Source organism: Comamonas koreensis, from assembly GCF_014076495.1.
GTDB lineage: Bacteria > Pseudomonadota > Gammaproteobacteria > Burkholderiales > Burkholderiaceae_C > Comamonas > Comamonas squillarum.
Map to the genome: position 1 here is coordinate 5,083,245 of NZ_CP043575.1, position 24,739 is coordinate 5,107,983.

Annotated in this window: 17 protein-coding genes; 5 read left to right on the top strand and 12 right to left on the bottom strand. The window is 64.7% G+C overall.

From position 1 onward, the window contains the following. Positions 1-38: 38 nt before the first annotated feature. Positions 39-1,532, top strand: coding sequence for a glycerol kinase GlpK (glpK, locus tag F0Q04_RS23270; RefSeq protein ID WP_182343741.1), 1,494 nt, complete (start codon positions 39-41; stop codon positions 1,530-1,532). Between the two features lie 68 nt (positions 1,533-1,600). Here glpK and aqpZ read toward each other — a convergent pair whose 3' ends face one another. After that, a complete protein-coding gene (aqpZ, locus tag F0Q04_RS23275) occupies positions 1,601-2,302 on the bottom strand; it encodes an aquaporin Z (protein ID WP_021028304.1) in 702 nt (233 codons plus the stop codon). Positions 2,303-2,448: 146 nt separating this feature from the next. Here aqpZ and F0Q04_RS23280 point away from each other — a divergent pair, with 146 nt between their 5' ends. The 3 genes from F0Q04_RS23280 (at position 2,449) to F0Q04_RS23290 (ending at position 6,274) form a co-directional block, all read left to right on the top strand. Beyond that, complete coding sequence (locus F0Q04_RS23280) at positions 2,449-3,723, top strand: esterase-like activity of phytase family protein (RefSeq protein WP_182343743.1); 1,275 nt, start codon at positions 2,449-2,451, stop codon at positions 3,721-3,723. A 138-nt stretch (positions 3,724-3,861) separates the two neighbouring features. Then, positions 3,862-4,695: a pyrroline-5-carboxylate reductase gene (gene proC / locus F0Q04_RS23285; protein ID WP_182343745.1), complete on the top strand. Its 834-nt coding sequence runs from the start codon at positions 3,862-3,864 to the stop codon at positions 4,693-4,695. Between the two features lie 298 nt (positions 4,696-4,993). Next, entirely contained in the window at positions 4,994-6,274 is a 1,281-nt protein-coding gene (locus tag F0Q04_RS23290; RefSeq protein WP_021028302.1) for an aspartate carbamoyltransferase, read from the top strand. Between the two features lie 253 nt (positions 6,275-6,527). On the opposite strand, the gene F0Q04_RS23295 is transcribed toward F0Q04_RS23290, so the two are convergent. The 6 genes from F0Q04_RS23295 to F0Q04_RS23320 form a co-directional block, all read right to left on the bottom strand. Continuing rightward, entirely contained in the window at positions 6,528-11,570 is a 5,043-nt protein-coding gene (locus F0Q04_RS23295) for an ExeM/NucH family extracellular endonuclease (RefSeq protein ID WP_182343747.1), read from the bottom strand. Between the two features lie 171 nt (positions 11,571-11,741). Further along, a complete protein-coding gene (ubiA, locus tag F0Q04_RS23300) occupies positions 11,742-12,626 on the bottom strand; it encodes a 4-hydroxybenzoate octaprenyltransferase (RefSeq protein WP_182343748.1) in 885 nt (294 codons plus the stop codon). A gap of 46 nt (positions 12,627-12,672) precedes the next feature. Then, positions 12,673-13,473, bottom strand: a complete 801-nt coding sequence (locus F0Q04_RS23305) for a phosphatase PAP2 family protein (RefSeq protein ID WP_182343750.1) — start codon at positions 13,471-13,473, stop codon at positions 12,673-12,675. A 193-nt stretch (positions 13,474-13,666) separates the two neighbouring features. Next, positions 13,667-14,635, bottom strand: a complete 969-nt coding sequence (locus tag F0Q04_RS23310; RefSeq protein WP_021028298.1) for a LysR substrate-binding domain-containing protein — start codon at positions 14,633-14,635, stop codon at positions 13,667-13,669. A 502-nt stretch (positions 14,636-15,137) separates the two neighbouring features. Continuing rightward, positions 15,138-17,360, bottom strand: coding sequence for an ATP-dependent DNA helicase RecG (gene recG / locus F0Q04_RS23315; protein WP_182343752.1), 2,223 nt, complete (start codon positions 17,358-17,360; stop codon positions 15,138-15,140). Positions 17,361-17,447: 87 nt separating this feature from the next. Further along, on the bottom strand, positions 17,448-18,983 hold the full coding sequence (locus tag F0Q04_RS23320) for a glycine betaine ABC transporter substrate-binding protein (protein WP_232539460.1): 1,536 nt from the start codon (positions 18,981-18,983) through the stop codon (positions 17,448-17,450). Positions 18,984-19,162: 179 nt separating this feature from the next. Here F0Q04_RS23320 and queA point away from each other — a divergent pair, with 179 nt between their 5' ends. Further along, complete coding sequence (queA, locus tag F0Q04_RS23325) at positions 19,163-20,308, top strand: tRNA preQ1(34) S-adenosylmethionine ribosyltransferase-isomerase QueA (RefSeq protein WP_182343754.1); 1,146 nt, start codon at positions 19,163-19,165, stop codon at positions 20,306-20,308. A 36-nt stretch (positions 20,309-20,344) separates the two neighbouring features. On the opposite strand, the gene F0Q04_RS23330 is transcribed toward queA, so the two are convergent. From F0Q04_RS23330 to F0Q04_RS23350, 5 genes are all read right to left on the bottom strand, one after another. Next, a complete protein-coding gene (locus F0Q04_RS23330; protein ID WP_116926303.1) occupies positions 20,345-20,692 on the bottom strand; it encodes an FHA domain-containing protein in 348 nt (115 codons plus the stop codon). A gap of 72 nt (positions 20,693-20,764) precedes the next feature. Beyond that, on the bottom strand, positions 20,765-21,520 hold the full coding sequence (locus tag F0Q04_RS23335) for an ABC transporter ATP-binding protein (RefSeq protein ID WP_182343756.1): 756 nt from the start codon (positions 21,518-21,520) through the stop codon (positions 20,765-20,767). Between the two features lie 15 nt (positions 21,521-21,535). Continuing rightward, positions 21,536-22,537, bottom strand: coding sequence for an iron chelate uptake ABC transporter family permease subunit (locus F0Q04_RS23340; RefSeq protein WP_116926301.1), 1,002 nt, complete (start codon positions 22,535-22,537; stop codon positions 21,536-21,538). Position 22,538: 1 nt separating this feature from the next. Next, positions 22,539-23,570, bottom strand: a complete 1,032-nt coding sequence (locus F0Q04_RS23345) for an ABC transporter permease (RefSeq protein ID WP_182343758.1) — start codon at positions 23,568-23,570, stop codon at positions 22,539-22,541. A gap of 37 nt (positions 23,571-23,607) precedes the next feature. Beyond that, complete coding sequence (locus F0Q04_RS23350) at positions 23,608-24,558, bottom strand: siderophore ABC transporter substrate-binding protein (protein ID WP_182343760.1); 951 nt, start codon at positions 24,556-24,558, stop codon at positions 23,608-23,610. Positions 24,559-24,739: the final 181 nt, after the last annotated feature.

The window sequence follows — 24,739 nt, forward strand, 5'->3', positions numbered from 1 at the left end:
GATTTGATTGAAATACCGGCTCAGACCGGCCTTGAGACATGACCTATCTGCTCGCTCTGGACCAGGGCACCTCCAGCTCCCGCACCATTGTGTTTGACCGCCAGGGCGCCATCGTGGCCCAGGCGCAGCGCGAGCTGCCGCAAATCTATCCCCGCCCCGGCCATGTGGAACACGACCCAATGCAGATCTGGGGCACGCAGTTGGCCACGGCGCAGGAGGCTTTGACTACCGCCGGCATCAGCGCCAGCCAGGTCACCAGCCTGGGCATCACCAACCAGCGCGAGACCACCATCGTCTGGAACCGCAAGACCGGCCAACCCATCCACAACGCGCTGGTCTGGCAGGACCGCCGCGCCGAGCCCGTCTGCGCCCAGCTGCGCGCCGACGGCCATGCCACGCTGATCCAGGAAAAAACAGGCCTGCTGGTCGATGCCTATTTCTCGGGCACCAAGCTGCAGTGGCTGCTCGACCATGTGCCGGGCGCACGCGCCGCTGCCGAGCGCGGTGAACTGGCCTTTGGCACGGTCGATACCTGGCTGGTCTGGCAGCTGACCCAGGGCCAGCGCCATGTCACCGATGTGAGCAATGCCAGCCGCACCATGCTGTTCAACGTGCACAGCAATACCTGGGACCAGGAACTGCTGGACCTGCTGAACATCCCGCGCTCGCTGATGCCCGAGGTGCAGCCCTCGGCCAGCCATTTTGGCGATACCGCCGCGCAGGTGCTGGGCGCTGCCATCCACATCGGCGGCATGGCCGGCGACCAGCAAAGCGCGCTGTTTGGCCAGGCCTGCTTTGCGCCGGGCATGGCCAAGAACACCTACGGCACCGGCTGCTTCATGCTGATGCACACCGGAGCGCAGTTCCACCCCTCACGCAATGGCCTGCTGACCACCAGCGCCGCGCAGACCGACACCACCCCGCAGTATGCGCTCGAAGGCAGCGTCTTTGTCGGCGGCGCCGTCGTGCAGTGGCTGCGCGATGGCCTGCGCGCCATTGAACACAGCGGCCAGGTGCAGCAGTTGGCCGAGAGCGTGCCCGACAGCGGCGGCGTGATGATGGTGCCCGCCTTCACCGGCCTGGGCGCGCCCTACTGGGATGCCGATGCCCGGGGCACCATCACCGGCCTGACGCGGGGCACCACGGTGGCCCATATTGCGCGGGCTGCGCTGGAATCCATTGCCTACCAAAGCGCCGCGCTGCTGCAGGCCATGAGCCTCGATGCCGTCGCCAACGGTGGCCAGCCGGTGACGGAATTGCGCGTGGATGGCGGCGCCAGTGTCAACAACCTGCTGATGCAGTTCCAGGCCGATTTGCTGGGCATTCCGGTGGTGCGCCCGGCCTGCGTGGAGACCACCGCCTTGGGCGCTGCCTACCTGGCAGGCCTGACCACGGGCATCTACCACAGCAGCGAAGAGCTGTCGGCGCTGTGGAAGGCCGAGCGCCGCTTTACACCCACACAGGACAAGGCGCGTGCTGATGCGCTGATGGCGCGCTGGGAGCAGGCGGTGCGCCAGACGATGGCGCGCTAAGCGACTTTTCCCAAACGAGAACAGGGGCCGCAGCCCCTGTTGTTGTCTATGCCTTCAATGGGATCCGCTTATTCCTCGTCGCCACGCAGCAAGGCGCGGTGGATCAGCGCACCGATCACGGCACCCACAATCGGCGCCAGCCAGAACAGCCACAGCTGCTCCAACGCAATGGCGGGGCCAAACAGCGCAGGACCGGTGCTGCGTGCAGGATTCACCGAGGTATTGGTCACGGGGATCGAGATCAGGTGGATCAAGGTCAGGCACAGGCCAATGCTCATGCCGGCAAAGCCCACGGCCGCCTTCTTCGTGGTCGAGCCCAGGATCACCAGCAGGAAGACCGCGGTCAGCACCACCTCGGTCAGCAGCGCCGCCAGCATCGAGAACTTGCCTGGCGAATGCTCACCAAAGCCATTGGTGGCCAGGTCCGTGACCTGCGCGCCTGCCTTGCCGCTGGCAATCAGGTATAGCAGGCCGGCCGCCACAATCGCACCCAGCACCTGGGCAATGATGTAGCCCGGCAGGTCCGAGGCCTTGAAGCGCCCGGCCACCGTCAAGCCGACCGAGACGGCCGGGTTGAAATGGCCGCCCGAGATCGGGCCAAAGGCATAGGCGCCGGTCAACACCGTCAGGCCAAAGGCCAGGGACACACCCAGGAGGCCAATCCCCACTTCCGGGAAGGCCGCAGCCAGCACCGCGCTGCCACAGCCGCCAAACGTCAGCCAGAACGTACCCAGGCATTCCGCCGACCATTTTTGCAGGTTGGATGTCATCTCTCTTACCCCTTCATCAGTCAGACCCGCGGCATGCAACGCACACACAGGCGGGCCCTAGTAGCCGAGATGATAAGGAGCGAGCGGCGTTTGAAAATGTCAACAATTGCCGGTGCAACAAGCGCGCTACACTTGCCGAAAATGCTATGAAAATCAATATTCAAATACATTATTCGTTTGGCCTACTCAACGCGCTGTCGCTCTCCGTTGCGCTGCTTTTGGCGGGCTGCAAGACCTCTCCGGAGCCTGCACAAGAACCGGCTTCACTGCCTACTCCCAAGCCTGCCGCCACCCTCGCCTGCCATGCCGCCGGCAGCCCAGCCTGGCAACTGCTCGGCGAGCAGCGTTGGCCGCTCGATACCAGCTGGGCCGGCACGCCCATCAGCGGGCTCTCGTCCATCGATTACAACCCTGCCGATGACAGCTATTACCTGGTGAGTGACGACCGCTCGGCCAAGGACAGCGCCCGCTGGTACCAGGCCCGCATCCGCTACAACGCCAGCGGCCTGCAGCAGGTCAGCATCACCGGCCAGCAGTACCTGCAGACACCGTCAGGCACGCCCTACCCCAGCAGCCGCACGGCGGCAGCGGACACGGCCGTGCCCGACCCCGAAGCGCTGCGGCTGCTGCCCGGCGGGCGCAGCGTGGTCTGGAGCAGCGAAGGCGACTTTGCACGCGGCTTTGGCCCCGCGTTGCAGCAAGCCGGGCTCGATGGCAGTTGGCAAAAAACCTGGCCCCTGCCCGCGCTGCTGCAAGGCCCGCTGCAGCCCGCAACCGGCCGGGGCCCGCGCAACAATATGACCTTGGAGGGCATCGCGATCAGCGACGACCAGCGCAGCCTGTGGTTGGCCATGGAAGGCGCCTTGCGCCAGGACGGCCCGCTGCCGCGCCGGGGCCAGATTGGCGGGCCGCTGCGCATCACCCAGTATGACCTGGCCAGCCAGCAGCCTGTGCGCCAGATCGCCTACATCCCCGACGCGCTACCCAAGGACAACCTGCTGCTGCCGCTCATTGCCATCAATGGCGTCAGCGAGGTCCTGGCCGATGGACCCGACCACCTGCTGGTGCTCGAGCGCGCCTATGTGCTGGGCGCAGGCTTTTCTGTACGCGTCTACCGCATCAACACCCAGGAGGCCAGCGACACCTTGGCCATCGATGCGCTGCAGGACGCGGCATACACCCCCGCCCACAAGGAGTTGCTGCTGGATTTTGCGCAACTGGGCCTGCGCACCGTGGACAACCTCGAAGGCATGACCTGGGGCCCGCGCCTGGCCAGCGGCGAGCGCGTGCTGCTGCTGGTCAGCGACAACAACTTCAACCCGGCCCAGGTCACGCAGTTTTTGGCGCTGGTCGAGACACCGGCCTGCGCCAGCGCATCGGGCAATACATCCGGCCACGCCGGCCAATCGCATCGCAATTGAAATTGATAGCAAAACCTGTGCGCCCCGCATGGCTTGCCGCGCCAGCGGTTTGAGCTTTGCGCTGGCCGCCGCTATAGTGGCAGCCACAGCAGCACGCGCTGGTTTTGCCCCCTTTTCTCTTTGTTTGCACCTGCCGCCATGTCCACTACCGATCTGTCCCAATTTCCCGCCATCGCCTTTATCGGCGGCGGCAACATGGCCAGCGCCATCATCGGCGGCCTGATCTGCCAGGGCCTGCCCCAAGACCGCATCCAGGTGGTCGAGCCCTACGAGCCCCAGCGCCAAGTGCTGCAGCAGCAATTTGGCATCAACGCGCTGCCCGCCGCTGACAGCAGCCTGGCGCAGGCCCAGGTCGTTGTCTGGGCCGTCAAGCCGCAAACCTTTGCCCAGGCCGCTGCCGCGGTCGCCGACCACAGCCGCCATGCGCTGCACCTGAGCGTGGCCGCCGGCATCCGCAGCGACAGCATTGCCCAGTGGCTGGGCAATGACCAGATCGTGCGCGCCATGCCCAATACGCCGGCCCTCGTCGGCCAGGGCATGACGGGGCTGTTTGCGCGCCCGCAGGTGAGTGCTGCCCAGCAGCAGCTGGCCGAGCAGATCATCACCACCACCGGTCAGCTGGTCTGGGTGCAGCAGGAGTCGCAGCTCGACGCGGTCACCGCCCTGTCGGGCTCGGGCCCTGCGTATGTGTTCTATTTTCTCGAAGCCATGCAGCAAGCCGGTGTGGAGATGGGTCTGCCCGCCGAGCAGGCGCTGCAGCTGGCCATTGGCACCTTCAGCGGCGCATCGGCCCTGGCTGCGCAGTCGGGCGAAGCCCCCTCGGTGCTGCGTGAGCGCGTCACCAGCAAGGGCGGCACCACCTTTGCTGCGCTGGAGCACATGCGGGCTGCCGATATCGCGGCCCACTTCATCGGCGCCATGCATGCCGCCGAGCGCCGCGCCAAGGCCCTAGGCGACGAGTTCGGCGGCTAAGAGCCAGCGCCTTTGCGGCCGCCCGGGCAGGGGCGGTCTGCGTTGTTGCAGCGCTTGCCAATAGCTGGCTATTGGCTGCGCACTGCGCCTAGCATCCCATCCCGCAAAGACACTGTCGCGGTCCGAGGAGAACAGACTCTCAAACTCCTGCAGCGGCAGTCTCCAGCCAAATACCGGTGCGCCCCACCGCGCCAGCAACTTTGCAGAAATGCAGCAACGCATTGCGTATATTTCACACAGAAGTCAAACGCAAAGCGTATAATCCGGCCGCATTCACACCTTTGCACGGAGCCAGGTCATGGACAGCCAACAGGATTTTCTTCGCGACGCAATGCGCCGTTTGAACTTGACGCGCGACGCTTTTGCCGAGCGCCTGGGCGTGCGCCGCCGCACCTTGGACACCTGGCTGTTGCCCGAGGCCTCGGGCGAAGCCCGCGCCATGCCAGATATGGCACAGAAGTTTGTCTCCGAGATCCTGTTTCGCGAAGCCGAGGGACACGACGCCCAGAAGCACCACCGCCCGCTGGCCGAGCGCATGTCGGCCGATGGCCGGCCACAGCTGCTGTCGGTGGCCCAGCTCGAGCGCGAAAGCCTGGAAGAATTGTTCCGCATCGCCGATGTGATGCAGCCCATTGCGCGCCGCCACAAGGTCTGCCGCGTGCTCGAAGGCGCCGTCATGGGCAGCCTGTTCTTTGAAGCCAGCACCCGCACCCGCGTGAGCTTTGGCGCCGCCTTCAGCCGCCTGGGCGGCTCGGTCTGCGACACCACCGGCTTTACCTTCTCGTCGATGGCCAAGGGCGAATCCATCTATGACACCAGCCGCGTGATGGCCGGCTATGTCGATGCGCTCGTCATCCGCCACCCCGAGCAAGGCTCGGTGGCCGAGTTCGCACGCGCGACGAACATCCCTGTGATCAATGCCGGCGACGGCCCCGGCGAGCACCCCAGCCAGGCGATCTTGGACATGTACACCATCCAGCGTGAGTTCTCGCGCCTGGGCAAGCTGATGGATGGCGCCCATATCGCGATGGTGGGCGATCTGAAGTACGGCCGCACCGTGCATTCGCTGATCCGCCTGCTGTCGCTGTACAAGGGCATGAAGTTCACGCTGATCTCGCCCAGCTCGCTGGAGATGCCCGCCTACCTGATCGAGCTGGCCTCGACCAATGGCCATGTGGTGGAGGTCTCGACCTCGCTGCAAGACCTCAAGGGCGCCGATGTGGTCTACGCCACGCGCATCCAGAAAGAGCGCTTTGCCGGTGAGAACATCGAGGGCTATACGCCCGAGTTCCAGGTGCAGAAATCGCTGGTCGATGCGGTCTGCAAGCCCGACACCATCATCATGCACCCGCTGCCGCGCGATGCCCGCGCCGGCGCCAACGATCTGTCCACCGATCTGAACCTGGACCCGCGCCTGGCCATCTTCCGCCAGACCGACAATGGCATCCCTGTGCGCATGGCTTTGTTTGCCGTTTTGATGGGTGTCGAGAGCCAGATTGCCCGCAATTTGCGCGATGTCACCTGGCGTTCTCCGGCTTTTGTAGGCCCGGATGATGCAGTGTTTGATACTTTGGATTAAACTCTGCCTTACACAACACCATGATTTGAGACATTTTTTCGAAGCGCCCACTACTTGCTTCGAAAGAATTAACGTTTTTTTCCTGCGACTCCAGTGTTAGCGGCCATCTATCGATGGCCGCTTTTTTGTCTGCGTGTAGTGCATTTTTCGTCTCTCCACTACGCTCAGCCCGGCATGAAAAAAGGACTTGCAAGCAAGTCCTGGACAGAAGTGTCAGGCCCCTGCGGCCCTAAGCCGCAAGGGCTGGTTGCGCTTAGCGGCCCAGACCGAGGCGGCGCCGGCCCGCAGCGAGCAGACCCAGCAAGCCGCTCAGGCTCAGCAGGCTCCACAGACCCAAGGCCGGCACCGGCACAGCGCTGCCTGCGCCAGGCGTGCCCGGGTCGACGGGAGTGCCTGGGTCAACCGGCACATCGGCCAGCCAGCCAGCACCACCGGGATCGGCGATCTGGCCGTTGGCGACCATGTCGTCATCCCCATCACCACCATCGACGATCTGCACGGTCAGCGTATTGCCGTTCACGGCCGATGGCAGGTTGTACCAATGCGGCGTGGTGTTGGCCTTGGTGGGACCGAACTTCCAGTACTTGGCGTTGGCGGGCAGGGCTGCGGGGTAGCTGATGCTCATCGTGCCATTGCCGCCCATCGCGCAGCCCGTGGCCGTCCACTGCAGGGCGCCGTAGGGAACGCTCAGGCCTTGGGGCAAGGCGCCCAGCGAGGCAGCCGAAACAGCGACCGGCGCTTGCGCCAGGCGGCAGGCGTCCGCGCTGGTCCACTGCACCGCAGCGCTGCCGCCACCGCCAGCAGCGGGCAGCTCGACCTCAAAGTTCTGCTCCGGATCGGGGTCGACGGGCGTGCCTTCCAGGTTCAGGCCCAGCACGATCGGGTTGTGGTCGCTGGAGCGGTAGGCATCGGCCGCGTAGAACGAGGTGACTTGCGCGGCGCTCTTGAAGTTGGTGTTGTAGTCGATGACCGGCGGCTCTTCCGCATTGATCTGCCACTTGACCACATTTCCCACCTGGCTGGAGAGCGCCGAGCTGACCAGCACATGGTCGAGCGAGCCCCACAGCGTCTGGAAGCTGTACGAGTACTGCCCCGCGCCCAGCTTCTGGTAGCCATGGCCTTCCAGGAAGGAGATCGGGTCTTCCTTGGCATAGGCGTTGAAGTCACCCATCAGCACATTCTTGCCATTGCCCGCTTGCGTCGGGTTGCCTTGCAGCCAGGCTTGCAGCTGCTCGACGGCACGCTTGCGCGACTGGTTGTTGGCGCCCTGGCCGTCGCCGATGTCGGGATCGTTGACACTGCCCTTGGACTTCAAGTGGTTGACCACCACGGTGAACTGGTCCTTGCCGCCGCCAGCGAGCGTCTTCTCGAAGGTCTGGGCCAGGGGCACGCGGTTGCCATAGGTGGCGTTGAAGGCATCGTACTGCGCCTCATCGGGCACGGCCGGCACACCCACGGGGGTCACACGGTCCTTGCGGTAGATGACCGCGACAGTGATCGCATCATGGCCTGCAGCGACTGCCGTTTTGCCGCCACCGGCATGGAAGGGGCCCTTCACGTAGTCATAGACATCGCTGCCATGCTGGGCGTTGAGGGCCCGGGTCAGCGCCGCCAAGGCGCTGGTGGTCTCAAAGCCGTTGTTCTGGATTTCCATCAGGCCGTAGACGTCGGCATCCAGCCCCAGCAGATTGCTGACGATCTTGTCGGTCTGACGCGTCAGTTCCTCGGCATTGTCCGCACCCCGGCCTTCGAGCGAATCGCCGTAGGGGTTGGTAAATTTAGCCGTGCCCAGGGTGCTGAAGAAATTCAGCACGTTGGCCGAAGCGATCTTGACCGTCGGGCTGCCCACCGCTTGCTGCAGGTCGGCCACCGTGGGGCGCGCGGCACCGCTGAAGACCGGCTTTTGCAGCGGCTGCACCCGGTAGCTGGTCTGGTGCTCGCCCGCAGCCGTATCGATGAAGTGGTCCAGAATGCCTTCAATCGCTGGCGTGCTGTCTCCCGCACGCAAGCTGTTGCTGGCGCTCAGGTCCTGGCCATTGCGGCCCAGCACGGTGGCCGGGTTTTGCTTGCTGCTGCCATCGTCCAGAATGATCTGGCTGCGCTTGACCGTCTCCAGATAGGCCTTGTTGCCATTGATGTCGGGCGCATTCAGCTCGGTGTACTGCACCAGCTTTTCCTTGTCACTCAGCGTGACCATGCCATAGCGGCCCAGGTAGTAGTTGTCCGTCACGACCAGTGGGCCGGTGCTGCCGGTGATGCGCACGCGCATGCCTTCGTAGCGCTCCCAGTTGGCATAGGCGGGCATGGGCAGGCTCAGCTCCACCAGCGCTGGCAGCGCCTGCTTGGCGCCGCCATTGAGCACGCTGAAGTTCAGGATGCTGCCACCCAGCTGGGTCAGGCCCTTGTACTCGCTGACCGTGGCGGTCAGTTGCACGGCCTGGCCCACGCTGTCAGCGCCCAGACCGGCAATTGGCGTGCTGCCGTAGTAGACAAACACCGCCTCGGAGGTGGCGACATTGTTGTCGTCGTCTTCGGGCAGCGACTGGATATAGAAGCCGCTGAGGTCAGGCAGGTACGCGGTCACAATGCCGCGCACCGTCACGCTCTGGCCCACCAGGGGCGAGGCATCACCTGCGCCCTGCACCGCAGAGATCGGGGTGGTGGCCACCGGTGCCAGGTTCTGCGCCAAACCGGGCGAGCCGATATTGACAGGCGTCGAGGGCTGGGCAAAGCCGTCGAGCACGCCGACCGCAGCAGCGGTATAGCGCGGCTCGGACGTGGACTTGCCATCCCATACCGCCGACACACCATTGCCGACCGTGGTGCCCGCATTGCGCACCGCCGCACCGGCGTGGTCGCTGGTGGAAACGGCTGTGCCGCTGGGGTTCTTCGCAGGAGCCACGGTCGAGCCATCGGTCGCCGTCAGCGCCTTGCTGCCGTAGTTCATGGCGGCCGCCACGTAGCCATTGGCGTCGTACACCAAGACGGCATCGCCCTTGCCCAGGCCTTGTCCGGCGACCAGGATGACGGGTGTGCTGGCCTGCAAGCCCCAGGCGGTACGGAAGGCATCGGGTGTGGTCTCATTGAGCACCACCAGACGTGCGCCCGCTGCCAAGCTGGTGCCGGCGGGGAAGGCGCTGGGCACCGCGCCGCTGCTGTCAGTCCAGCCCCAGCCGCTCAGATCCACGGGGCTGGTGCCGTAGTTGAACAGCTCAAAGAAATCGCCGCCGTCGGCATTGGAGTTGACCTCGGAGATCAGCACCTTGGCCGTGGCTGCCACCGCGCTGCTGACGGTAAAGCTCAGCGTCTGCTCCGCGGCCAAGGCGTTGCCGGCCATGTCCTGCACCGCCCCGGCGGGCAGCACCAGGCTGTAGCGCTTGCCCGGCTGGTAGCCGCCGCTGCGCGTAAAGCTCAGCGCGCTGCCATTGATGGCCACTTGCGCATCGGTCATCGGCACGGTAGCGATCACGGCACCGTCTTCCAGCAGCGAGAGGCTGCCGCTGCCGCGCTGCACCGTTTCGCTGAACTGCAGGCGCACCACGGCCGTCTTGCCCACTTCCACGGCGTTTTGCAGGGGGCTGGTGCTTTGCAGCACGGGGGCGGTGGTGTCGGCAGCGACGGGGCCGCCGAGCTTGACGGTATTGCCCTGGAACTGCTGGTCTGCAAAAGGCAGGTCCTTGGAGACTGAGCCCTTGCCCGGCCAGATGGTGTCGCCATTGTCCTGCAGCAGCTGCACGGTGGTGCCTTGTGCGGTGCTGGTGGGGCTGACCAGGGTCTCAAAGCTGCCACCAGTGGTGCGCAGCAGGTTGTCCAGTACGTTGTCCAGTTGCTGCACGACGGTGGTGCCCGGGCCATTCCAGACAAAGAATGCAAAGTTGGTGTTGACAGCCGGATCGGCCTTGCCCGGAGGGCCGGCCAGGATCAGGAACTTGCCGTCATCGGTACGCTGCATGTCGCGAATGCCGCGCCCGCCCAGGTTCAGCTCGATGGGCGCGCCCAGCACAGGCGCAGTGCCCGCCACCATGGCTGCCGGGTTGGTGACCGGGATGATCAGCGCGCGGTTGCGCAGCTGGGCGCTGGCCAGCGGCGCGCGGAAGCCCAGCAGCAGTTGGCCGTCAGCGGTGGCCGCCATGCCTTCGATCGAGAAACCTGCAGCCGACTCGGGTGGCACCTTGTCAGCCGACGAGGCCACAAAGCCGTAGTAGTTGGCGCCCTTGCCATGGACATTCGTGCGGTCCCAGGTGGTCAGCTGCATCTCCAGACCACCGTACGAACCCTTGAAGGTAAATTCCGTGTTGGCGCCGGTGCCCGACACATCTACCGCAAACAGGTGCTCGCGGTTGTCCGCCTCGCTGCCATCGGACTTGTTGCTGTGCGAGCCGGTGAAATACAGCGTGTTGCCGATGCGCGTGCCGGCCTCCAGGTCCAGCTCCTTGGTCAGCCCCAGCAAGCTGCCAAATTCCCATTCCTTGATCGCCACACCGCCACCACGGGGGTAGACGCGCAGCACATTGCCTTCGTCGTCACCCACCACCATGTAGCTGGCGTCGAGTGCAATGCCGGCGGAGGCGTCCGAGCTACCCGCCGTGGTCGTGGGCAGCGGGGTGAAGGTCGCGGTCTCGCCAGCATCCGGATCCACCACGGTCATCGCCGTGGGCGCCGTGCCGTTGCCCGTCCAGTTGGCAGCGGTGCTGATGGCCGACAGCAGCTCTGCGGCCGTGCCTTCGGTGACGCCCTTGGCGCCGTCATACGCAAAATTGTTTTGCTTGACCAGCGCAATGGCCGTGCCGCCATTGACCAAGCCAGGTGGCAAGGCCGAGGTATTGGAGTTGCTGGCGTTGCTGTCCCAGGTGCCAGCGGTCACATTGTTGAGCGCATACAGGAACCGTGGGGTGGCCTCAGAGCCCTGGTAGACCAGCACGCTGTCACCACCAGCGGCCAAGTTGAAGCTGCCCGTGGCGGTAACGCTACCGTAGTTGGCCGTGGGGGTCTTGGTATCTGCGGCGCCGATCTTGACGATGGTGCCCGCAGGCAGGTCCTCCGTCGCTTGCCACACCAGCACACCCTCGCCGCTGCGAAACGCGCCGGCATTGGTCCAGCCGTTGTCGGTCACACGGATCTCGGTGCCCGCTTCGATGTTGCGCAGCAGCACCAGGCTGACGGCATCGGGCGTATCCGACGCAAAACCGACCACCGCCACTTCGCCAGCGGCAAGCGTGGTCTGGGCAGAAGCGGGCAGCACACTGGCAGCCAGCAGCAAGGCAGCGGCCAGCGACAGGCCTTGGGATGCACGCACGCTGGCGCGGCATGCAGAGGAAATGGAGCGAAGAGCAAACATGGCAGCTAAGGAGGAAGTGGCAAACAACCTCTCTTTGTCGCCGCTGGCGATGAAAGCTCCGTGTCAGAAACTGTAAGCGTTCCCAAAAACCGACATCGCCGCCCTTGTCAGCACCCGGTCACAACCAGGTCACATTGCAAAGGCAAGCGCCACGCCAGCAAACAGGCTCACACCGATCCAGTGGCTTTTGCTGAAGGCGGTAAAACAGCCTTCGCGCGTGCGCTGGCGGATCAGGCTGTAGTGCCACAGCATCTGCGCGGCGGCTACAGCCACGCCCAGCCACCAGGGCCAGGCCAGCTGCAAGGGTGCCAGCGCCAGCACCGTCAGGCCCAGGCAGACCACAAAGAAAGCCATGATGGCGGCGACATCAAAACGGCCCAAGGTGATGGCCGAGGTCTTCATGCCAATTTTCAGATCGTCGTCGCGGTCGACCATCGCGTACTCGGTGTCATAGGCCAGCACCATGCACATATTGGCCAGCCACAAGAGCCAGGCCATCAACGGCACCTGGCCTTGCACAGCGGCAAACGCAATCAGCACGCCAAAGTTGAAGGCAATGCCCAAGAAAGCCTGGGGCATGGCAAAAAAACGCTTGGTAAAGGGGTAGAAGATGGTGAACAGCACCGCAGGCACCGACCAGGCCACCGCTTCCCAGCGCGTGGTCAACACCAGCGCCAGCGACAGCAGGGTCAGCACCACGCCGACCATCGCCGCCTCGAACACCGAAATCTTGCCGGTGGTGATGGGGCGCTGCGCCGTGCGTTTGACATGGCGGTCGAACTTGCGGTCGGCAATGTCATTGATGCAGCAGCCTGCGCTGCGCATCAGAAAAGTGCCCAGCACAAACACCAGCACCAGGTGCCAGCCCGGAAAGCCCCCCGACGCGGCCCACAGCGCCACCAAGGTGGGCCAGACCAGCACCAGCCAGCCGGCAGGGCGGTTGAAGCGGATCAGATCCAGGTACAGCGCAAAGCGCTCAGACAGCGAGGTGGAGGGATGGGCAGCAGCAGACATAGGGGGCAAGCATAGCGTCACAGGTCTACCCTGTGCCCTGTCTTTGTCAATTTTGGCGCTCGCCCCGCCCCAGCACCAGGGCCGCCAGCGCGCACCAGGCCAGGCCCAGCAGCGCGCCAGCGAGCACATCGCTGGCAAAGTGCGCCTGCAGCAGGATGCGGCTGAGCGCAATGGTGGCGACCAGCAGAGCGCAGCCCCAGGCCAAGGCCCGGCTCGCCGTCGGCGAGAGGCTGCCGCGCAGCGCCAGCCATAGCAGGCCATAGACCACCACAGCGCCCGAGGTGTGGCCACTGGGAAAACTGGCGCCCGATGTCAGCATCTCATGGAGTACCTCGGGGCGGGCGCGGTCCAGCAGGTTTTTCAGCAGGCGCACCGCCAGGCCATTGAGGCCGATGAAAAACACCCAGGCCCACAAGGCCTGCCACTGCGCGCCCAGCGCCAACCAGCCCGCCACCAGCAGCACCATGACCGCCAGCCAGCGCACATCGCCCGCAGCGGTCAGCACATGCAGCAGCTCCCGCATGGGCGCCGAGACATGGTCTTGCGCCCATTGCTGGGCCCCCGCATCGGCCGCCATCAAACGGGCATGGCCGGCATGCTCCGGGTAGACCACCACCCAGGCGAGCATCGCAAACACCAGCAGGCAGCCCGCTGCCACGCCCAGCGGCATCGCCACTGGCCGCTTGGCGGCATACAGCACGGCGGCCTGCCTGCGCGGCAGCCAGCGCCAAACCAGCGCCCCTGCCAGCAACCAGGCGGCGAGCAGCACCGGCATCCAGGCATCCAGCATGGCCAAGGCCTGAAAGAAGATGCGCGATCCCCCAGCCAGCTCCCGGCTCTGGGCCACCGCATGCTCAGCACCGAAAAGCCCCAGCGCGACCAAGCACAGCCCCTGGCGACACAGGCCTCGGCCAGCCGCCAACAACGATAGCCACCGAAGCGGCAACAACACAGACAACACGTTCACAACACCCCAGAAAATACAAAACCCCATGCAGGCATGCCATGCATGGGGTCCAAAAGAAACCGTGCAGCGCGGTTTAGGCTTGCAGCATGGTCACGCCTGGCAGGTTGCAGGCAAAGATCGCATTGCGCAGCGCGGCAATGGCTTCGTAGCGGGTGAAGCTGCGGCGCCACACCAGCACCACGCGGCGCTTGGGTGCTTCGTCGTTGATCTCGTCGGTCAGCGGAATGTAGCGGATATGGGTCTCGTCCGATTTGCGGCGGCGCACACCCTTTTCCAGCGCATCCTTGGGCACCGACAGACGCGGCACCAAGGTCACACCCATGCCGGCAGCCACCATGTGCTTGATGGTCTCGAGCGACGAGCCTTCAAAGGTGCGGCGGATGCCTTCGGTGTTGCTGGAGTAGCGCGCGAACTCGGGGCAGACTTCGAGCACATGGTCACGGAAGCAGTGACCAGCGCCCAACAGCAGCATGGTTTCGTTCTTCAGCTCGCTGGCCGAGATGCTGTCACGCGTAGCCAGCGGGTGCACGCTGGGCACGGCCGCAAAGAAGGGCTCGTCATACAGCGGTGCCATGGCCAGACCGGTATCGGGGAAGGGCTCGGCCACGATGGCGCAGTCGATCTCACCGGTACGCAGCATTTCCAGCAGCTTGGCGGTCATGTTCTCGTTGATCATCAACGGCATCTGCGGCGTGCGCTCGATCGACTGGCGCACCAGCTCGGGCAGCAGATAGGGGCCGATGGTATAGATCACACCCAGGGTCAGCACACCGGCGAGCGGGTCCTTGCCGCGCTTGGCAATTTCCTTGATCGCGGCAGCCTGGTCCAGCACGATTTGCGCCTGGCGCACGATCTGGTCACCCAGACTGGTGACCGACACTTCCGAGGCACTGCGTTCAAACAGCTTGACCTCGAGTTCTTCCTCCAGCTTTTTGATGGCGACAGACAAGGTAGGTTGCGACACGTAGCAGGCATCAGCGGCGCGGCCGAAATGCCTTTCACGGGCGACAGCAACAATATATTTGAGTTCTGTAAGTGTCATGTCAGTTTTTAGTGCGAATCGCGTATTGTGCATGGCCTGTGCACCGCCTGGCTAGAGCGCCAAGAGGACAAAGTGCCACACTGTGTTTCATCAGAACCGCAAGCTATGAGTTGTACTCTATTCCAGAGCACCATGGGTACCAATGAGCGACAACAAAAATAGCATTAATCTATTATGCGTCAAATGCAAGCGCTTGCTCACCGCTCACGTAGGTAAATATGGATGCCGGCATTTACATAATGCTACATAGTCATGCACCTACTTGCTTCGCTACCTCCCTGTTTCATAAGACATATTTGCGGTTTTTGACGCCGAGATACGCCATAAATCCAGTTACAGGATACGTTTAACATCCTCTATTCACGCAACACCATCATCATTTTGCGCAGCACTCATAGCACGAATCAATCAATATTTACCTAAATTTCGTCGTGTTTTTGCAACTTTTGAATCTTGTTTGCAATGCTGCCATGCAGCGTAACTGGTAGCTATGTACCCGTTTTCAAGCTTTGAGGTACTCCGCCTTGCCGCCTAACCAGCGCAGCACATGGCTGGCCGCCAGATCCGGCCAGCGGTCCAGCATATGCGGCGCCAGCTCCCGCGCCCATTCCAACAAATGCTTGTCGGCCTCCAGATCGGCAAAACGCAGCAACGGGGCGCCTGACTGGCGTGCGCCCAGAAACTCGCCCGGCCCCCGGATTTCCAGATCGCGCCGGGCAATCTCGAAACCATCCGAGGTTTCGGCCATCGCCCGCAGGCGCTCTTTGGCCGTTTCGCCCAGTTTGCCGTTGTCCCCCACCGCGTACAGCAGCACACAGGCCGATGCGGCAGCGCCTCGCCCCACCCGCCCGCGCAGCTGGTGCAGCTGGCTCAGGCCAAAACGCTCGGCATGTTCGATCACCATCAGGCTGGCATTGGGCACATCGACGCCCACCTCAATCACCGTGGTGGAGACCAGCACGCCCATCACGCCTTCGCTGAACAAAGCCATGACGGCTTTTTTCTCGGCGGTCGGCATGCGCGAATGCAAGAGACCCACCATGACCCCGGGCAGCGCCTCGCTCAGGTCGGTATGGGTCGCAGTGGCATTGGACAGGTCCAGCGCCTCGCTCTCCTCGATCAAGGGGCAGACCCAGTAGACCTGGCGCCCCTGGGCAATCTGGTCGGCAATGCGCGAGACCACCTCATCGCGCCGGCTGTCGCTGATCAGCTTGGTGACCACCGGCGTGCGGCCCGGGGGCAGCTCATCGATGGTGGAGACATCCAGGTCGGCGTAATAGCTCATCGCCAAGGTGCGCGGGATGGGCGTGGCGCTCATCATCAGCATATGCGGCTCCATGCCGGTGGACAGCAGCTTTTGCCGCAGCGCCAGGCGCTGGGCCACACCAAAGCGGTGCTGCTCGTCGATGACGGCCAGCCCCAGCTTTTGGAACTGCACCTGGTCCTGGATGACGGCATGCGTGCCCACCACCAGCGCGGCCTCGCCGCTCTCGACCAGGGCCAGCATCTCGGTGCGCTGTTTTTTCTTTTGCGCACCGGCCAGCCAGGCCACCTTGAGGCCGCGCGGCGCGAGCAGGGGCTCGAGCCAGCCCACCAGCTTGGCAAAATGCTGCTCGGCCAGGATTTCGGTGGGCGCCATCAGCGCGCACTGCCAGCCCGCATCGATGGCGATCACCGCCGACAGCGCCGCCACAATGGTCTTGCCCGAGCCCACATCGCCTTGCAGCAAGCGGTGCATCGGTATGTTGCGCCCCAGGTCGCGGGCGATTTCCTCGCAGACCCGGCGCTGCGCCCCGGTCAGCGCAAAGGGCAGCGCGGCCAGAAACTGCTCATGCAGGTTCAGGCTGCCATCAGCCATGCGCTGCGCCGCCAGCGCCGGTGCGCGCAGGCGGTCGCGCTCGCGCTTGGCCGTCAGCTGCGACAGCTGCTGGGCCAGCAGCTCTTCGGCCTTGAGGCGCTGCCAGGCCGGGTGGCTATGGTCCTCCAGCGTTGCCAGCGCCACATCGGGCGTGGGGTGGTGCAAAAACTGTAGCGCCTCGCGCAAGGTGTAGGCCCGGCCCAGGCCGCCCTCACCCTGGTAGCGGGCGTAGGGCAGGTCCACACCGGGCGGCAGGGTCTCGCTCAGGTCGGCGCGCTGCACGCCGCTGATCACCGCGCGGCGCAGATAGGGCTGGGGCAGCCCTGCCGTGGTGGGATAGACGGGCGTCAGCGACTGAGGCAGCTCGCCACCGGCCAGGCGAAAGGCCGGATGCAGCATTTGCCGGCCCCAAAAGCCCCCCTTGACCTCGCCACGGATGCGCAAGGTATTGCCCACGGCCATGGTCTTTTGGTGCGAGGGGTAGAAGCTGAAAAAGCGCAGTTCGCAGGGGTCGCCATGGGCGTCCTCCACTCGAACCACCAACTGCCTGCGCGGGCGCAGCTGCACATCGGCCGACACCACCGTCGCCTCGATCTGCGCGACCTCGCCGTCACGCGCATTGCGCAGCGCAATGATGCGCGTCTCGTCCTCGTAGCGCAGCGGCAGGTGCAGGGCCAGATCGATGTCGCGCGTCAGCCCCAACTTGGTCAGCGCTTGCTGGGCCGGGTTCTTGGCAGGACTCTTGGCGGCGCTGGCTGCAGGCGCCACCTCAGGCGTCGCGCCCGTTACCTTGCGCGGCCGGCCAGGCTTACGCCCCTTGGCGGGCGCGGCATCATCAGCGGAGTTGGCGGGCGTGGCAGCGGACATGGAGGCAGTTTCAGCAATGCTGCATTCTGGCATGCTTTGCCGCACGACTGGTTAAAAAGACAGTGCCTCTGCAGGCCGCCCGCAGCATCAGCGCCGCACGCGACGGCGCCGCAGATAGCGCTCCCAGAGCTCGAACACCAGCTCAGACAGCAGCGCCAGCGCCGCAGCGGGCAAGGCGCCAGCCATCATCAACGCGCTGTCGTTCAAGGCCAGACCGGTCACAATGCGCTCGCCCAGGCCGCCGGCGCCAATGAAAGCCGCAATCGTGGCCGTGCCAATGCCGATCGCGCAGGCGGTGCGGATACCCGCCACCACCGTGGGCATTGCAATCGGCAGCTCCACCCAGCGCATGCGCTGCGGCCGTGTCATGCCCAGGGCCGAGCCCGCGCTGCGCAAACCCGGCGATACCTCCGCCAAGCCCGCGCAGGTGTTGCTCAAAATCGGCAAGATCGAATAAGCCGTCAGTGCCACCAGCGCCGGCAGCCGCCCGATCACGCCAAACCAGGCAATCAACACCGCCAGCAGCGCCAGCGACGGAATTGTCTGCAGCACCCCAGCCGCGCCCAGCGCCAACGCGCGCGAGCGTGCATGCGGAAACAGCACAATGCCGGCGGGCACCGCCATCAGCGCCGCCACCCCTACCGAAATGAGCACCAGCGCCAGATGCTGCGCCGTCAACCGCCACAGATCGGGGGCCACCAGACGCGTCCACAGCCGCGCAGCAAAACTGGGCTGGCCAGCGGCTTTGGCATCGGCCGAGGTAGCGCCAGCCGCTTGCGGCGCCCCACCTGCCAGAAACTGCTTGGCAATCTCGGCGAAGCCCTGGCCCTGCAGCTCCGCCTGGGCATTCATGCCGATCATCGCCTCTTCGCTGATCCGGCCCTGCAGCTTTTGCAGCGCGGCCCAGGCCACCGGCTTTTGCTGGGGCAGCTCCTGGCGGTAGAGCAGCAGCGCGTCATAGCGCGGAAAGTACGCCAGGTCGTCCTCCAGCACCAAGAGGCCCAAATGGTCGATCTTGGCATCGGTGGTGTAGATATCCATCACATCGATGTGCTGCTGCGTGATGGCCTCATAAGCGAGGCCATGGTCCAGCCCCTGGGGCTTGGCCTGCAGGCGGTAGCGCTGGGCCAGGCCCGGCCAGCCGTCACCCCGGCCAATGAATTCGTTGGACAGGCCATAGCGCAGCTGACTGTGGCGCGCCAGGTCGCTCAAGCTTCGGATGCCCAGCTCCTCGGCCTGCTTGCGGCGCATCGCCAGCGCATAGCCGTCGTTAAAGCCCAAGGGCACACCCACCGCCAGGCCCAGCGGCGCCAGCGCTTCGTTCAGCGACGCCAGGTCGCTACCCTTGGCATGCTTGGCAATCTCCAGCGCAATGGTGCCGCTGTACTCGGCATAGACATCGATCTGGCCGGAGCGCAGCGCCTCGTAGACGATGGCAGTATTGCCCAGGCCCTGGCGTACCTGGGTCTGGACGCCAGCGGCCTGGGCCTGCTGGGCCATGATCTCGGCCAGCACATAGGATTCGGTAAAACGCTTGGAGCCCACGCGCAGGCTCTCCTCCTGCGCGGCCCCGGCAGCCGGTGCCGCGAGGATGCCCAGAACCCAGACCAGCGCTAAGGTCATCAAGTGGCAAAGACGTTGCATCGGGCCACTATAGCAAGCGCATCGCCCAGCCACGTAGGAGGCCACCACCAGCGGCCCCAAGCCCGCGCAGCCTGCTGCGCCTCTGCCACAGTGGCACAATCGCCCCCTTGTTTTGATCCCTGTGAGCTGCGGGTGTGTTCCGCCTGCATGAGCCAACGATGACTGCCTTCTCCGGTGTCCGCCGCACTTTTCAACTGAGCGATTTCGATTTCGAGCTACCCGAAGCACTGATTGCCCAACACCCGGCTGCCGAGCGCAGCGGCTCCCGCCTGCTGGATGCGCGCGAGCCCGGCCTGGTGGACCGCCGCTTCCACGAGCTGCCCAATCTGCTGCAGGCCGGTGATCTGTTGGTCTTCAACGACACCGAGGTGATCAAGGCGCGCATCTTTGGCGAGAAGTCCAGCGGCGGCAAGATCGAGCTGCTGATCGAGCGCGTGCTGCAGGACAACGAAGTCGTCGCGCACATGAAGGTCAGCAAAAAGCCGGCCGTGGGCGGCGTGCTGCACATGATGGGCGGCAAGAAGGCCGGCGGCTTTGACGCCACCTTGCTGGGCCGCTGGCCCAACGAGATGGGCGCACTGTTTCGCCTGCGCCTGAGCGGCCCCAACGGCGAATCGCCCTGGGAGCTGATGCAGCAGCACGGCCACATCCCCCTGCCCCCTTATATAGAGCGCGAGCAGCAGACCGGCCAGGATCCCAACCAGGCCGAGGACGAGCAGCGCTACCAGACCGTGTTTGCCAAGAACCCCGGCGCCGTGGCCGCCCCCACCGCCGCGCTGCACTTTGACGAGAAGGTGCTGGCTGCCCTGGAGGCCAAGGGCGTGGAGCGCGCCAGCGTCACCTTGCATGTGGGCGCAGGCACTTTCCAGCCGGTCAAGACCGAGAACCTCAAAGACCACCAGATGCACAGCGAGTGGTACAACATTCCACTGCCCACCCTGGCGGCGCTGGAGCGTTGCCGCCTGCGCGGTGGCCGGGTCATCGCGGTAGGCACCACCACGGTGCGCACCCTGGAGTCCTGGGCCCGCACCGGCCAGCTCTCGGACGACACCAATATCTTCATCACGCCCGGCTTCCCGTTCCGCGTGGTCGACATGCTGGTCACCAACTTCCACCTGCCCAAGAGCAGCTTGATGATGCTGGTCAGCGCCTTTGCCGGCTACGAGCACATCATGGGCCTGTACCAGCACGCGATTGCGCAGCAGTACCGCTTCTTCAGCTATGGTGACTCGATGCTGCTGCAGCGCCAAAAGGAGCCGGCCGCGGCCGACGCGGCCACCGAGCAGCCGCCTGCTGCGTTCTGACGCCCACGGCCAGGCTCCAGCCGGGCCCAGGCCGACTCAAGCCCGGCCACTGCCCAGCGCAGGCCCGGGCTGCCCCTGCGCGGCCGATCCCTGCAGGATATAGAGCTGGAAATCGCCGATCTGCACCACATCGCCGGCGAAGAGAATCTTGCGTTTGACCGGCACGCCGTTGACCAAGGTGCCGTTGGTACTGCCATGGTCCTCGATGGTCAGCACGCCGGCGCGTTCGCGCAGAAAAAACGCGCCGTGACTGCGGCTCACACTGGGGTGGTCCAGCATAAAGCGGCTGCCGGGGTCGCGGCCAATGGTCGAGAAGCCCTCCTCCACGCTCCAGGTGTGCAGGCTCAGTCGCTTCTTGTCCTTGACCAGAATATCTTTTGCCATCGCAGGTGCCTTCTGTGGTTGCCGTTGCAAGGTGGCATGCGCCGTCGCCAATCTACCAAACCAAGGCGCAATTCAGAAATAGTCGCAAAAGCGCCGGCCCCCCACCTCATGCACCTGCACGGGGATTTCATAGAGGTCGCTGAGCACTTCGTCGCGCACGACCACCTCGGGCGGGCCTTCGCAGTACAGCGCGCCGCCCTTCATCGCGATGATGTGGTCGGCATAGCTGGCGGCAAAGTTGATGTCGTGCAGCACGACCACCACGGTCTTGCCGGCATCCTGCACCGCCTGGCGCAGCAGCTTCATCATGCCCACGGCATGGGCCATGTCCAGGTTGTTGAGCGGCTCGTCAAACAGAATGTAGCGCGTGTTCTGGCACAGCACCATGGCGATATAGGCGCGCTGGCGCTGGCCCCCCGAGAGCTCGTCGAGAAAGCGCTCTGCCAGCGGCTGGAGCTTCAAGTAGTTCAGCGCCGCATCCACATGCACGCGGTCCTCTTCGGTCAGCCGGCCCTTGGAATGCGGAAAGCGGCCAAAGGCCACCAGGTCACGCACCGTCAGGCGCAGAGCGCTTTGGTTGTCCTGGCGCAAGATCGCCATCACCCGCGCCAGCGCATCGCTGGCGGTGGTCGTGATGTCTTGGCCCTCGATGCGCACCGTGCCCGAGGTCATCGGCATCAGCCGGCTGATGAGCGACAGTGCCGTCGATTTGCCCGCGCCATTGGGCCCGATGATGGCCGTCAGCCGCCCTTGGGGAATGCGCAGGCTCAGGTCATGCAGCACCGTCGTGGTGCCATGGGTCTTGCGCAGCTTGTCGGTTTCAATCATGGCTGGTCGCTGCGCTCAGCTCTTGGCCTTGCGCACTAAAAGATAGATAAAGGTCAGTCCGCCCAGGAACTCCACCACGATGGACAGCGAGGTGTTGAAGCCAAACAGGCGCTCGAGCACCATCTGCCCGCCCACCAGCAACAAGCCGCCCAGCAGCACCGAGCCGGCCAAGGTGTAGCGGTGCTGGTGACTGTGCATCAGCTGGTAGGCCATGTTGCTCACCAGCAGGCCAAAAAAGGTCACCGGCCCGACCAGCGCGGTCGAGATGGACACCAAAATGGCCACCACCACCAAGACGCCCATCACCGCGCGCTGGTAGTTCACGCCCAGGTTGACGGCCACCTCGCGCCCCAGCGCCAGCACGTCGAGCATGTGGCGCTGGCGCCAGACCCAGATGCCCACCAGTGCAATTGCCGGCAGCGACAGCAGCAGCAAGGGAAGCGAGACCGTGTTGAAGTTCGCAAACAAGCGGTCTTGCAGCACGGTGAACTCATTGGGGTCCATCACGCGCCAGACAAAGTTGTTGAGGCTGCGAAAAAAGATACCCGCGACAATGCCCACCAGCAGCAGCAAATGCAGGTTGCTGGCCTGGCCCCGGAACAGCCAGACAAACAGGCTCGTCGACAGCAGCACCATCAGTCCCACATTCATGCCAAAGCGCGAGAGCTCCGGAATCTGCATGGCCGCTGCGCCCAACGTAAAGGCCAGCACCGACTGGATCAGCTGGAACAGCGCGTCAAAGCCCATCACCGCCGGCGTCAGGATGCGGTTGTTGGTCACCGTCTGGAACAGCACGGTGGAGACGCCGATGGCAAAGGCCACCGTCCACATGGTTGCCAGCTTCTTGCCGCGCAGGGGCAGCACAAAGCTCCACTCGGCCTGCACCTGGCTGGTCATGAAGTACAGGCTGGCGAGCAGCGCCAAGGCCAGCAGCAGCCACAGACGCCGCGCCGGCGTGCCCAGCCACGAGACAGATGCAGGTGCCGCCACGGCAGGCGAGGTAGACAAGCTGTTCATCTCAGCCTCTCATGCGCTTGCGGCGCGACAGCAGCAGCGCCAGGAACATCGCACTGCCCAGCACCCCCATCACGGTGCCGATCGGTATCTCGTACGGGGCGATGACCACGCGCCCGATCAGGTCGCAGGCCAGCGCCATCAAGGCCCCCGCCCAGGCGACCCAGAGCACGGATTTGCGCACGTTGTCGCCCACCACCAGGCGCACCAGATTGGGCACGATCAGGCCGACAAAGGGAATGATGCCGACAGTGACGATCACCGACGCGGTGACAACCGCCACCACCAACACGCCCTGGGCCACCAGGCGCTTGTAGTTGAGCCCAAGGTTGGTGGCGAAGTCCTGCCCCATGCCGGCCACCGTGAAGCGGTCTGCCGCCAGCATCGCCAGCGCCGTGATGCCCAGCGACAGCCAGAGCATCTCGTAGCGGCCCTGCACAATGGCCGAGAAATCAGCCGTCATCCAGGAGCGCGCCGCCTGCATCAGGTCAAAGCGGTAGGCGATAAAAGTGGTGGCCGATTCGATCACGCCCGACAGCACGAGGCCCACCAACGGCACGATCAGCGCCGAGCGCAGCCGTATGCGGCTGAGCACCGCCAGGAACAGGGCCGTACCCGCCAGTGCAAACACCGCCGCCAGACCCATCTTGCCGAACACCGGCATATCGGGCCACCACAGGATGCCGATCAGCATGCCCATACCGGCCGATTCGGCCGTGCCCATGGTCGTAGGCTCGACATAGTGGTTGCGCGCCAGCATCTGCATCAGCAGGCCGGCCACCGCCATCGCGCTGCCGGCCAGCAGCAGTGCCAGCGTGCGGGGCACGCGGCTGGCCACCAGCACCTGGGTGGCCAGGTCATCGTCGTTGTGGGAGAACAGGCGCAGCAAGGTCGTCACCGACACATCGCTGACGCCCACCAGCAGGCTGACAAAGGCCAGCAAGGCCAGAGCCGCGACGGCGGGCAGTGCAAAGGCCAGCGCACGCAGCGCAGGGCTGCGCCCGCCGCGTGGCGCTTGGTCGGTCAAGGTCGTCATGCTGTGGCTCGCAACGGGGGCTGGCTCAGCACGCCAATCAGGCCTTGGAGAACGCGTTGATCAGCTGCGTCACATCGTCATGCAACGAGCCGGGGCTGGCATTGCCCAGCAGGTACCAGTTGGACGAGTTCAGGTAGACGATCTGCTTTTTCTTGGCCGCCTTGGTGGCGTTGACCAGGGGGTTGTCCAGCAGCTTGGCGGCCGATGCGCCTTCGCGGCCAATGGCGGCATCGCGGTCCAGCACAAACAGCCAGTCCGGGTTGGTCTTGAGGATGAACTCGAACGAGATCGCCTGGCCATGGCCAGCCACCTTGATGTCCTTGTTGGCGGCGGGAATGCCATAGACATCGTGCAGCATGCCAAAGCGCGAGCCCGGGCCATAGGCGCTGAGCTTGCCGCCATTGGTCATCACCATCAGGCCGGCGCCCTTGTTGGCCGTCAGGCCCTTGAGCTTGTCGATATCGGCCTGCATCGCGGCCATCAAGGTCTGGGCCTGGGCTTCGTTGCCGACCATCTCGCCCAGGATCTTCAAATGCTTGAAAGCGCTGGCCACCGGCTGGGTGTTGTCCACCGTCAGGTCCAAGGTCGGCGCAATCTTGGCCAGCTCGGCCACCTTGGCGGCCGAGCGGCCACCGGCGACGATCACATCGGGCTTGAGGCCCTTGACCACCTCGTAGTTGGGCTCGAACAGGCTGCCGATGCGGGTGTAGTCCTTGCTGGCGTATTGCTCCAGCACCGGCGGGAACTTCACGACTTCGGGTACGCCCTTGACCTCGGCGCCCAGTGCGCGCAGGCAGTCGAGCGCGGCCAGGTCAAACACCAGGATGGTCTTGGGCTTGACCGGGATCTGCACCGGGCCGCCCGCTTGCTGCACCGTCAGGGTCTGCTGCGCCAGTGCGGCGCCTGCCGCCCAGGGCAGGGTCACCAAGGCACCCAGTTGCAGCAGCGACTGGCGGCGGTTGACGGTAGAGCGAGCGGAGCGCGACATGGAACATCCTTTGGTTGGAAAGCCGGCAGCCCCTGCATGCACCCGACCCAAGACCGTATCGCTACTGTTTTTCTTGCGCCCGCACGCTGAGCCCCAGCGGTTGATGGAATGGAGATATCGCCTGATGCCTGCCAAGCTGCTGCGCCCGGAGGCTTTACACAACTGACACATTTGCGAATCG